Source organism: Empedobacter sp. UBA1574 (assembly GCF_002322895.1).
GTDB lineage: Bacteria > Bacteroidota > Bacteroidia > Flavobacteriales > Weeksellaceae > Empedobacter > Empedobacter falsenii_B.
The window spans coordinates 1-12,158 of the sequence record NZ_DCOI01000033.1; the positions used below are offsets into that span (position 1 = coordinate 1).

The following is a 12,158-nucleotide window of genomic DNA, read 5'->3' on the forward strand; positions in this document are numbered from 1 at the left end:
GAAAATTCAGGGGGATATCCAGACGCAATTTCTGGCTTAATAATAAAACAATATATCTTATGGTTAAAAGGCGATAAGACGTCATGGAAAAAATGGGAGGAAGAAAATCCTATTAAATAAAAAAATCGGGATTTACCCGATTTTAGATTTTGCAATTACTTTGCGATACAATTCTTCATATTGCGGAAGAATATTCGTTTTATCAAATCGTATCGCTTGTTCTTTTGCTTGATAACTAAACTCTGCCAAACGCTTTTCGTCCTCTAAAATATAAATCGCTTTTTCTGCCATCATTTCAATATCTCCTACTGGGCAAACAAAACCAGTGACTCCGTTAATATTTACTTCTGGAATTCCGCCTGCATTGGACGAAATAACCGGAACACTTGCCGCCATAGCTTCAAGTGCTGCCAAACCAAAACTTTCTTGTTCGGAAGGTAAAAGGAATAAATCTGCCGCTTTCAAAACATCATTCAAGTCACTTACCATTCCAAGACTTTTCACTTTATCTTGAATTCCAAATTCTTGAATCATTTGATCCGCCATATCCCATTCAGGACCTTCTCCAGCAATAATCAATTTCGATGGAATTTGTTTCTGGATCAAATTAAACGTTCCAATTACATCTTCAATACGTTTTACCTTTCTCAAGTTTGAAGTGTGCAAAATTACCTTCTCTTTTGGTTGCGCAAAATTATCACGACAACACACACATTTCTCTGGCAAATATTGATCATTATCAATAAAATTTGGCACTACTTCTATTTCATTTGTAATGTCAAATGCTTGTAAAGTATCTTGTTTCAAACTTTCGGAAACTGACGTTACAGCATCCGATTCATTGATCGAAAACTCAACAGCCGTTTTATACACAGGATGTTTCCCTACCAACGTAATATCTGTTCCGTGCAACGTTGTTACAATTGGTAATTTATACCCCTTTCGAGCCAACATTTGTTTCGTAAAATACGCCGCATACGCATGCGGGATCGCATAATGTACATGAACCAAATCTAATTCGTAATGCAAAACTTTATCATACAAAATTGTACTCAACGCCAAATCGTATGGCTGATATTGAAACAATGGATACGTTTCGACATGAATTCGATGAAAGTATATATTTGGTAATTTGATGTTTAATCTCGCAGGAACATTTGTGCTAAAAAAATGTACTTCATGACCTTTTTCCGCTAAATCCATTCCCAGTTCTGTTGCCACAATTCCACTCCCTCCATAGGTTGGATAGCATACAATTCCTATTTTCATTCGCGATTTTTATTTAGACAAATTTAAGGTAAAATTGCTTCATAAATTACTTGTCGAATATTTTCTCTCACTTTTTTAATGGAAAGATAATTTGGTTCGACGGTTTCATTGACACGATTCGAAAGAAAAATATACACTATGTTATATTTAGGATCAGCCCAAACCATAGATCCAGTAAAACCTGTATGACCAAAACTTTCGACAGATGGGCCAACTTTAGAAATATGTTGCATTTTATCAAAACCAGCTCCACGATGATTTCCTTTGAATTGTTGTTTTGTAAATTCCGCAACTATCTCTGGCTTCAAATAAACCTCATCGCCATATTCTCCACCATTCAAATACATTTGCATCAATTTTGCCAAATCAATCGAGTTAGAGAATAAACCAGCATGACCAGCAATTCCGCCCATCATCGCAGCTCCTTGATCGTGTACAAAACCATGTACCAATTGATTTCTATAGGTTTTGTCGTATTCGGTTGGAATAATATCTTCTAAACTAAATTTTTCTTTTGGATTAAAAGTTGTGCGATACATTCCCAATGATTGATAAAATTTTTCTTGTGTCAATTGATTCAAATCTTTCCCAAAATCCTTTTCTAATTTCTTCTTGAAAATATAATAGCCTAAGTCTGAGTATTCGTATGATTTACGGCCTAAAGATGATTTATAAATATCTTCGTAAATCGTATCTTTAATAGAGTTGATAATATAAATGTTATCTGTAACTTTTATCTGATGTTCCTCATCTTGCTTTCTCGAATAGAAATCTAAATATAATCGCGCATTTTTTACATTGACAGTTTCATTGTAAAAACCAATCCATGGCTTAAGACCAGCTTGATGCGCTAATACTTCACGAACTTTTAAGGAAGATTTGTTCGAGTTTTTTGCATCATTATCAATTTCTCCAATTGTTTGCTCAAGGTTTAATTTTCCTTCGTTTACCTCCAGCATCAACAAAGGCAACGTCGCCGTCACCTTTGTTACAGAAGCGACATCATATAAATCTGTCCACTTCACTTTTTTTAAAGAATTTTTATCTTGAGTTCCAAAGCTTTTATCATACACGATTTTCCCGTCTTTTGCGACTAAAATTTGCATTCCAGGCGTGTAATGATTTGCAATTGCTTCTTCGGCAAGTTTATCTATTTCTAAGAGTTTTTTTTTCCTAAATTCACATTTTCAGGTGCAGTAAATCCTAAACGTTTGATGTGTTTTGTTACAATTCCTTGCCCTTCTTTCAAGTTTTGATTGATATCTACCGGAAATGTTCCATCTGCATCAATTGCTCCAAAAATAACTTGCGCAGCAGCTGCTTGCGCATCTTTTGTATTTTGATAATGAACTGTAACCGCATCTAAATTTGATAAATCAAGATCTTTCAAACCATAAGGACTTGTGAATAATGAGAAGATTTTCTTTTTATCTTTTGGTAATGCTTTCAAAATTGCTTTCGAGTTATCTGACAATTTATATGGTTTGTAAACCGTTTCATTCGATAAAAACGCTCCCGAAATAATCACATCATAATCATTCAATAAATTGATCTGATTTGGATTTGAAATCTTCACCAACTCAACATTTGTATATTTTTGTAAATGTCTCAAAAATTGATCATAATCTGTTTGTTCAAGGGGAACAAAAGCTATTTTTTGATTCAATTTTTTAATTGGTAAAAGTTTGTGTTCATTCTTTACAACTGTCGAAGCTTTCTCAAAAATTTTAGTTGTTAACGCTAAATTTTCAGGAGAATTTAAATCTTCTAAAACATTTGCAGAATTTAAAGTTTTTATTTCATTTAAACCTGTAATATATTTTGCCATCAAAATTTTCTTCACACTTTCTTCTAAACGTGCTTCAGAAATCTGACCTTTATTTATTGCATCAATAATTTTTTGTTTCCCAACGTGTACATTTTGCGAAAACAATAAAATATCATTTCCCGCTACAAATGCTCTATAATCTACATCACCAGCAGGAAACATTTTTGCTACACCATCCATATTCAACGCATCTGTAATCACAATTCCTTTGAATTGTAATTCTCCTTTCAAATAATCTGTAATAATATTTTTAGATAAAGTTGAAGGTATTTTTGGATCTGGTTCTAAAGCTGGAACATTTAGATGCGCCACCATAATTGACTGTACACCTTCATCAATCATTTTCTTGAAAGGTGCAATGTGATATTTCTCTAAATCTGCTTTATTATCTGGAATCAACGGCAAAACTTTGTGCGAATCTTGATCTGTATTTCCATGTCCAGGAAAATGTTTTGCAGACGATAATACGTTTTGCGCACGCATTCCATCCATATAAGCAATTCCTTTTTCTGCAACTCGATCTGGATTTGAACCAAAAGAACGATTCCCGATAATTGGGTTATTTGGATTAACATTGACATCAACTGAAGGTGAAAAATTAAACTGAACACCCATTCTGTTCGCTTGTATACCAATTTGTTTTCCAACTTGATACACCAACTTATTATTGCGTAGAGCACCAAGCGTCATATTCCAAGGAAAACGCTCCACTCCTTTCAAACGCATTGCCAATCCCCATTCTGCATCCATTCCAATTAACAATGGAATTTTAGAAATAGATTGAAATTTATTTGTCAACTCAATTTGATGAGCCGCTTGATCTTGCATAAAAATTAATCCTCCGATATGTTCTTCTTCAATTAATTTTTGAATATCATTTTCATGCACCACATCTCTATTTGTATAGGCTGCAACGATAAATAACTGACCTACTTTTTCTTCCAATGACATTGAATTATACTTCTCATTCACCCATTTCATCTGAATAGAATCTTTGTACAATGGCGAAACGTGTTGCGCTTTCGAAGCTATAGGTAAAATAATTGTTAAGAATACGTATGCGATTACTCTTTTCATTCCGGAATAAATTAATTTTGCTTGTTTTTTCTTTTTTAGAAACATTTTTTAAAGGCCAATCAAGTTAGGATTGGTAAATTTATAGTAAATTGTCAAATTAAATAAATTTATATGAGTATTTTCAGTGTTGTACAGGATAGCATGTTGAATCATCCTGGACTAATAACTGTTTTTGGAGTTGCAGTAATTATTATGTTACTACTTGATTTAGGTGTTTTTAATAAAAATGCACACGCGGTTTCGAACAAAGAAGCGCTTACTTGGACTATCGTTTGGATTTCCTTGGCGATGATTTTTAGTGGAGTGATTTATTTCGTTTTTAAAGAAGCAGATGGACATGCATTTGCCATCAATAAATTTTCGCAATTCCAGGCGGCGTATTGGATAGAAAAAGCCTTATCCGTAGATAATTTATTCGTCTTCATACTCGTTTTTGGATTCTTTAAAATTCCAAAAGAATATCAACATAAAGTCCTTTTTTGGGGAATTTTAGGTGCTCTTCTTTTTAGAGCAATCTTTATTTTTGCAGGTGTTGAATTAATTAAAATGACTTATTTACCATCTTTTTCTATTGGAGATTGGCACTTTAATCTTGGTGATGAAGCAACTCATGCAAATTTTGAAGCAAAACAATTCTTCCGTCCAAATGTCGTTTTAACACTGTTTGGTTTCTTCTTAATTGTCGCCGGAATCAAATCTTGGAAATCAAGTGATGATGATGAAAATCAAGATTTATCACAAAATTTTGGTGTTAAATTGGTACACAAATTCTTTAAAGTTACACCGAATTTTGATGGAGATAAATTCTTTTCTGTTCAAAACGGAATTAAAATGGCAACACCACTTTTCGTCGCTTTAATGGTAATTGAAGTAACTGATTTGGTTTTCGCTGTAGATAGTATTCCTGCTATATTCGCTGTTGCTCCAGACGATCCTTTTATTCTATATTCATCTAATATTTTTGCAATTTTAGGACTTCGTTCATTATATTTCTTGTTGGCAAATTCAATGGATAAATTCAATAAACTACATTACGGCTTAGCGATTATTTTAAGTTTTATCGGAATTAAAATGATTATTATGCCATTCTATCATTTCGAATCGACTATTTCATTGTCAATAATTGGTGGAGTTTTATTAATAACAATTATTTGGTCGTTAATTTCGAATAAATCAGAGGTTAAGGAATAGATTATTATCTTCATATAATGATAAACCCCAAGATTAAATTCAATCTTGGGGTTTATTTTATAATCATTATACCTTACGAAACAACTTCTATCAAACTACCTCTTTCTTCATCTTTTGTGATTTGCAAAGCAACTGGAATTCGATCTTTTAATTCGTCTACGTGAGAAATAATTCCGACAATTCGGTTTTCTTTTTGTAAACTCATCAACGTTTCAAACACGATATTTACCGCATCTGCGTCTTGCGTTCCAAAACCTTCATCAATAAAGAAGAAGTTCTTTTCCGACTTCGCATTTGTTTGCACACTTTCTGCCAAAGCCAAAGCCAAACTCAAAGAAACTTGGAAAGATTGTCCCCCAGAAAGCGTTTTCACACTACGTGAACGACCTTCGTTCAAATAATCTATAATCTCAAAATCATTGTTGTCATTCATTTGTAAACTTAATTGATTTCTCGTCATTCGATGAAATCTCACATTTGCGTTATCACATAATTGTTTCAAATAAATTAACGAAACATATTGCACAAATCCTGCTGAATTAAACAAATTTCGCATCGTTTGTAAATTAGCCGCACGCTTTTTCAACTTTTCCAATTCAATTAACAAATCTTTCTTTTCTACAAAAGATTTATTCAATCGCTCAATTTCAGCTTTTATTTTAGTTACAACTTCAGTAGCTTCTTTCAATTGACTTGTCACAAAAATCAATTTTTCTTCTTGTATTTTATAAATCGTTTCATCAAAAGAAACTTCCGATAATTTTTGCTCTAATTCATGAATTAAATTTTTCAACGTTTCATACAAAATTCGAAAATCTTCCAACTCTTTTCTGATTTGAGAAACATTAAATTTCTGATTTAAAACAAATTGAACCTCTTCAATGTTTTGTATTTGATATTTTTCTAATGCTTTTTCTATTTGATTTTGATTAATAGCCAACTCTTCTTTTAACTCAATAAGTTGTTTTTCAACTAATTCAATTGAAGTTTTTTGAGAAGCTAATTTTGGATTCAATTGATTTAAACTTTCTGTAAATTGAATATAATCTTGTTCAATTTTTGTATTATTTAACTTTAAATCATTCAAATTTTGAAGCACATTTTCTGTTGTTTGATTTTGAAAATCTTCAAATTTCAAGACTTTCAAATTTGCTTGATTTTGCTTGATTTGAGAAGCTTTTTCAGCTTCTTCTAATCTAAATTTTTCTAAAGCATTTTTATATTTTTCAACAGATTCACGTTCTTTCTCTAAAGTTTCACGAAAAGTTTCAATCTCTTTATTTTTATCCGAAATTGTTTTGTCCAAAGCAACAGCTGCTTTCTTTTTTTCTTCAAATAATTCAACATTTTTCGAATCAAAATCTTTCCAAACAAACAAATTCAGATGATTTTCTTGTTCAATTTTCAGATCATTCAAAACTTGATTTTCTTGTGCAATTTGTTTTTCAATAAACTGTTTTTGATCAATCATTTTCTGAACTTCATTTTGTTTTTTCTGAAGCGATTTTAACTTTTCATCAATTTGATTTAATTCATTATTTACAACTTCAAATTTCGTGGAAATATCATCAATTTCAACAATATTCGGATGCTCTAAAGCGCCACAAAGCGGACAAGATTCACCTTCGTGTAAATTATGTGCAAAATGAACCAACTTTTGCTGAACTTCTAATTCATTTTTCTGTTTTTCAATTGATTTTTTAGTTGATTCAAGCTTTTCAAATTCAGAACTAAACCAATTTTCAAAACTTGAAATTTCAATATTATCTGTTTTGAATTGAGCTTCGAAAACATTAATTTGTTGCTTTTGCTCATCTATTTTAGTTTGTTGTTTCTGAATAGATTGTTGCAAATTTTGATTCTGAACAAACCAATTTCCAACCTCCATCAATGTTTGCGCATCTATTTTTGACTCAGCTAAAGTTTTGACTTCTTTTTCAGATAATTTGATTGAAGCTTCAATTTTCTGTTCATTTTTCTGAACCTCTTCAACTTCTTTCAAACCTTTTGCTGTTCTTACTTTTAACTTTTCTATCTCCTCTGAAAAAGTTAAAATTTGAACTATTAATTCTAAATCTGTTTCTTCTTTTCGTTTTATTGGTAAAGTTTCATAATCAGTTTTAATCGCTTCAATTTGGTTCGAAATTTCTTTGATTTGATTCTCGATTAAAGTCAGTTGTTTTTGTTGATTTTCAACTGAAATTGACTTTTCTTCAATCTGATTTGAAAGTTTTTTATGATTTTCTAAAAGTTGAGAAAACGCATTAAAAATCAATTCATAGCGCTCAATTTCAAGTTTTCGTTGATCCATTTCATTTTTCTGAACTGAAACTTTTTCAAAATCAATTTTCTTTTGTTTTAAAGTCTCAAAATCTGATTTCAACGCTTTTAAACGTTGAAATGATTCATTCATTTGATTATATTCTTCTTGAACTTGATTGGTAACTTTTGTTTGCTCAATCAAATTTTCTTCAAGCTCTTTTATTTTTTCTTCCGAAACTTCTTCAAATCCAGATAATTTCCCTTCTAGTTGATTCAAATTCGTTAAGTTTTGAGAATTTAAAGCTGCAACTTTATCTTGTAAATCATAACGATGAAGTCCAAAAATTTCCTTCATCATTTGTGTTCGATCTTTTGCACCCAACTCAATAAATTCCTTGAATTGCCCTTGCGGAATAATAATTGTTCGTTTGAAATTTTCGTAACTCAACCCAATTATTTCTTCTGCTTTCGAATGATTAAGCGGAATCCATTCATTGTCTTTTTGTTCATAAAAAACAACTATTGGCGATTTTACATCTTCAAAACGTTTCGAATTTCTTTTAAATTCACGTGTTGCTCTGAATAATTTTTGTTCAAAATTATAGAAATCAAACTCGATATATGCCAAATTCGATTTCAAATTCATCATATTGTAAGCACGCTTATCTTTGGAATTTAGACGTTCTGTTTCGCCATACAAAACGTACATAATCGCTTCCAAAATTGACGATTTTCCGGAACCTACATTCCCGAAAATTCCAAATAATCCTGCTTCTGTTAATTCAGAAAAGTCAATTGTTTGACGTTCTTGATACGAATAAAGTCCTTCTATGGTTAATTTTACTGGAATCATTATGAATTCAAAATTTCGTTAAACAAATCCTTTATTTCGTCGTTTGGTTCTTGATTTCCATTTTTCGATTTGAAATAATCTGCAAACAATTCCTTCATATCTTTTGTTTGATCTGCAAACTTATACTCAACCATTTCAACCTCTTGATTTTTAACTTTCGGAATCAAATGAATAATTCCATCATGTGATTGATAAATCAATTTTCGTTCATCAGCTTTCAAAAAAGAATCACTTTCTAAAATCAATTCAACCAACGCATTTTGATTTTCATTCAACCATTCTACAGCTAAATTTATATCATCAAAAGTTTTTCGAATAAGCGGTTTTCCATGCTTTAATTCAATTTTATGATAAGAAATAGTTTTATTTGGTTCTGCTTCTATTACCGAAACATACTTGGTTTGACCAGCTTCGGAAAAACTATAACACAAAGGCGAAGAGCTGTACACAACAGGTTTTTCTTCTGTTCCGATGTTCTTAAAACCATGCAAATGTCCAAGCGCTGTATATTGAATTTGAGGCGGAATAGCTTCGGAAAAAATCATATCTGCATTTCCAATTTTAATCGGTTTTTCGCCTTCTGGTTCCTCTAAAATTTCAGCACCTTTTTGGTTCATATACAAATGTGCTATCAATAAATTAACACCATTTTCGTCACAATATTCATCCGCAATATTTTTCCAATTTGTCGCTAAAACTTCATTCAATGCATCTTCTTTATTCTCTCCAAAATATTGTTTCAAACGAATTTCGTTTGCATAAGGCGTATGAATAATTCGAATCGGGTAATCGAAAGAATTTAATTTCAATTCAATCATTCCTTCTACAGATTTTAAAATTTTGAAATCATTTAATTCAAATTCCTGAATTTTTGCATTTGGATAACCAATCAAAATAATTCCACATTCGCGTGCCAACGGATCTGGCGCATCAATCAAACTTGGAGAATCGTGATTACCAGAAATCGCTACAACAGGACGTTTTCCGTTATTCGAAAGTCTTTTTAATGTTTTATAAAATAATTCTACAGCTTCCACACTTGGATTAAAATTATCAAATAAATCGCCCGCAATAAGTACCAAATCGACTTGTTGTTGATCTGCAATTTCGATAATCTCGTTCATCACTAAAATTTGTTCTTCTAATCGCGAAAAACTATCCAATTTTTTGCCCAAGTGCCAATCGGCTGTATGTAGAATTTTTATCATTATTCTTCCGTTTCTGGTTTATTTTTATCATTAAATCGTTGATTGATTGCTTTTAATCGAGCTTTGCGTTCAGCTTCGGCTTCTTGCGCTTTACGTTTCTTTTGATCTAACTTTTTCTTATGCGCTTTTTTATTTGCATCTGTATTTCTACTCATTTCTATTTGGTTTAAAATTAATTTTTCTCCACGCCAAATGATGTCGCAAAGTTAGATTAAATGATAAAGAATTGTAAATCTTTTGTCCAACTAAATTGAAATTATTAACTTGGCTAGAAAGTAATCGAATTTATTAATTTTAAAACATTTATAATGGGAAAAGGCGATAAAAAATCGAGAAGAGGAAAAATTGTGAATGGCTCTTATGGTGTAAAACGTCCGAGACATAAGTATTATTATGAGGAAGATGTTGTTGAAGAAAAACCAACCAAAAAAGCTAAAAAGTAATTTTTTGAAGCTGAAAATCAGGATTGATTTTCAGCTTTTTTATTTTATTCAACTCAACAATAATTTATCCAATGATGAGAATAAAATCTACAATTTAAGCCATTAAATATTGAGTTTATTTGTGCTATCAAAAAATAAAACATGAATATTTTTAAAAAGAATTACAACAAGCATTTTTGTATTATTGGTTGGATTAACACTTTTTAGTTGTAACAATGATGATGATTCAGGAATTACAGAGCAATTAACGCCAAGCGAAATTTTATCCTTTACTTCTTGGGAAACAACTAATGCTTTGAACAATAAAGGACAAAATGTAGCCTTAACAGACACTAATGTTTCTAATTTTGTAGGTTATACCTATTTCAAAAAAGATGATACATTTACTATGTTCAATTTAGATGATACGCCAAAAATGAAAGGAGATTGGTCTGTTTCTGAAGAAGGAAAAACAAGAACAATCGTTGCTAAAAATGATGCAGTAGAAGTTTTGTTTACACGAATTGTTGACATTACAGTTTTAACAAAACAAGAATTTACTTACAGAATTTATCCGTCTAATGATGATAAATCTGTTTATTTCTATATCGTACATACGCCTAAAGCTCACAAAGAGCCAACAAAATAGTGTCACATCAATATCATCCAAATATTTAAATTTAAAAAGCTAAGCGTCAATTGACACTTAGCTTTTTTTGTTATTATTTCACAAATTTATATTCAACATTATTCCAAAAAACATAAGCTCCTTCTTGTTTTAAACTTTCAGGCTTATCTATAATTCTTGGAAAAATATTGTCTTTTGTAATTTTTCCAAAAGAAGAACTTTTACCAGAAGCAGAACTTCCATTTTCAGGATCTACAACAGCATAAGACTCAAAATGTTTGAACAAATAAAATGAATTTGTTGTTTTATCAATTCGACCCAACAATATTTTTCTTGAACCGTCAGTAGCATACAGATTATTTTCTTCTATAGTTGATTTAAATTTAGACGTTTTCAATTCTTCATTGATTATAATCGAATCTTTTTTCAATTCAATAGATTTGACAGAAGGATCTTCGTAAAGCGTCCACGTTTTCTTGAAAAAAGCTTCTGCTTCTACCGGATAATCTTTTCCGTTTATTCCTTTGTAATAGTATGCATCTAAAATTGAAACATTTTTATCGAATTTGAAAATTTCAGTTTCCGTTGGTTGAGGATTCGTAGGCTGTTCTTTGACTGGAGTTGTCACTTCGTCTTCTTGACAAGAAAAGATTACAAAAGCAGCAAAAAAAGGTAATAACTTTTTCATGTATGATTATTATTTATACTAAACAACCTCAAATCTATTCAAAAAGTATAAAATCTATGTTAAATATTCTTTGTTTCAAGCCAATTCTAACAAAAGTCATTAAATACAAAATCAACAACCTCATTATATTTACAGAAACAAAAACAACATGAAAGCAATTTTATTTGCCTTATTTCTATTATTGAATACTACAATTTTTGCTCAATCTCTTGAAATAAAATCGCCGAATAAACTTCCTAAAAATGATCAACGTACAAAGATATTTTTGGGCGGAACAATTGATATGAGAAATTCTGAAGATTGGCAAGCGAAGGTTTCAAAAGAATTGAAAAATGAAAAAGTCATCTTGCTAAATCCTCGTCGTGATGATTGGAATACCGCTTGGAAGCCTGTGAAAGAAGAGCCCGAATTTCGCAAACAAGTGGAATGGGAGTTGAATGCATTAGAAAATGCAGACTATATTATTATGTTTTTTGGAAAAGATTCTAAAAGTCCGATTAGTTTGTTAGAAATGGGATTGTATGCAAAAAGTGGAAAACTTTTGGTGATTTGTCCAGATGGTTTTTGGCGAAAAGGAAATGTTGATATTACGGCAGAAAAATATGGTGTAAAACAATTTGATTCGATAGAAAATGTGTTAGATTATTTAAAAAATATTCTAAAATAATTAATTATAAGAGAGAGAATTAAGTTTTGAATCGAAAGGTTTAACATATAATTTTATTTCTCAAA

11 protein-coding genes are annotated in these 12,158 nt (G+C 31.0%); 4 read left to right on the plus strand and 7 right to left on the minus strand.

The features are described 5' to 3' along the window. Window positions 1–132: 132 nt before the first annotated feature. The 3 genes from bshA to B3578_RS10805 are packed head-to-tail and all read right to left on the minus strand — an operon-like array spanning window position 133 to window position 4,174. Window positions 133–1,269 carry an N-acetyl-alpha-D-glucosaminyl L-malate synthase BshA gene (bshA, locus tag B3578_RS10795; RefSeq protein ID WP_125348800.1) on the minus strand — a complete coding sequence of 379 codons (1,137 nt, stop codon included), beginning with the start codon at window positions 1,267–1,269 and terminating at the stop codon, window positions 133–135. A 23-nt stretch (window positions 1,270–1,292) separates the two neighbouring features. After that, complete coding sequence (locus B3578_RS10800; protein WP_125348799.1) at window positions 1,293–2,423, minus strand: serine hydrolase domain-containing protein; 1,131 nt, start codon at window positions 2,421–2,423, stop codon at window positions 1,293–1,295. A 2-nt stretch (window positions 2,424–2,425) separates the two neighbouring features. Continuing rightward, entirely contained in the window at window positions 2,426–4,174 is a 1,749-nt protein-coding gene (locus B3578_RS10805) for a glycoside hydrolase family 3 protein (protein ID WP_260391930.1), read from the minus strand. 111 nt (window positions 4,175–4,285) lie between these two features. Here B3578_RS10805 and B3578_RS10810 point away from each other — a divergent pair, with 111 nt between their 5' ends. After that, window positions 4,286–5,365, plus strand: coding sequence for a TerC family protein (locus B3578_RS10810; protein ID WP_286494642.1), 1,080 nt, complete (start codon window positions 4,286–4,288; stop codon window positions 5,363–5,365). Between the two features lie 73 nt (window positions 5,366–5,438). Here the strand turns inward: B3578_RS10810 and B3578_RS10815 are convergent, their stop codons facing one another. The 3 genes from B3578_RS10815 to B3578_RS10825 are packed head-to-tail and all read right to left on the minus strand — an operon-like array spanning window position 5,439 to window position 9,843. Beyond that, window positions 5,439–8,480 carry an AAA family ATPase gene (locus B3578_RS10815; protein ID WP_286494643.1) on the minus strand — a complete coding sequence of 1,014 codons (3,042 nt, stop codon included), beginning with the start codon at window positions 8,478–8,480 and terminating at the stop codon, window positions 5,439–5,441. Then, entirely contained in the window at window positions 8,480–9,685 is a 1,206-nt protein-coding gene (locus tag B3578_RS10820; RefSeq protein WP_125348858.1) for a metallophosphoesterase family protein, read from the minus strand. Before B3578_RS10820 ends, B3578_RS10815 begins: the two co-directional genes overlap by 1 nt. A 2-nt stretch (window positions 9,686–9,687) precedes the next feature. Further along, entirely contained in the window at window positions 9,688–9,843 is a 156-nt protein-coding gene (locus B3578_RS10825) for a hypothetical protein (RefSeq protein ID WP_185144078.1), read from the minus strand. A gap of 153 nt (window positions 9,844–9,996) precedes the next feature. Here B3578_RS10825 and B3578_RS10830 point away from each other — a divergent pair, with 153 nt between their 5' ends. Continuing rightward, a complete protein-coding gene (locus tag B3578_RS10830) occupies window positions 9,997–10,131 on the plus strand; it encodes a 30S ribosomal protein THX (RefSeq protein WP_219033578.1) in 135 nt (44 codons plus the stop codon). Window positions 10,132–10,315: 184 nt separating this feature from the next. Then, the gene (locus tag B3578_RS10835; RefSeq protein ID WP_286494645.1) at window positions 10,316–10,759 is read left to right on the plus strand and encodes a DUF4822 domain-containing protein; all 444 of its coding nucleotides are present in this window, start codon (window positions 10,316–10,318) and stop codon (window positions 10,757–10,759) included. A 73-nt stretch (window positions 10,760–10,832) separates the two neighbouring features. Here the strand turns inward: B3578_RS10835 and B3578_RS10840 are convergent, their stop codons facing one another. Further along, the gene (locus tag B3578_RS10840; protein WP_221856011.1) at window positions 10,833–11,426 is read right to left on the minus strand and encodes a hypothetical protein; all 594 of its coding nucleotides are present in this window, start codon (window positions 11,424–11,426) and stop codon (window positions 10,833–10,835) included. Between the two features lie 148 nt (window positions 11,427–11,574). Here B3578_RS10840 and B3578_RS10845 point away from each other — a divergent pair, with 148 nt between their 5' ends. Next, window positions 11,575–12,093 carry a nucleoside 2-deoxyribosyltransferase domain-containing protein gene (locus tag B3578_RS10845; protein ID WP_180904942.1) on the plus strand — a complete coding sequence of 173 codons (519 nt, stop codon included), beginning with the start codon at window positions 11,575–11,577 and terminating at the stop codon, window positions 12,091–12,093. Window positions 12,094–12,158: the final 65 nt, after the last annotated feature.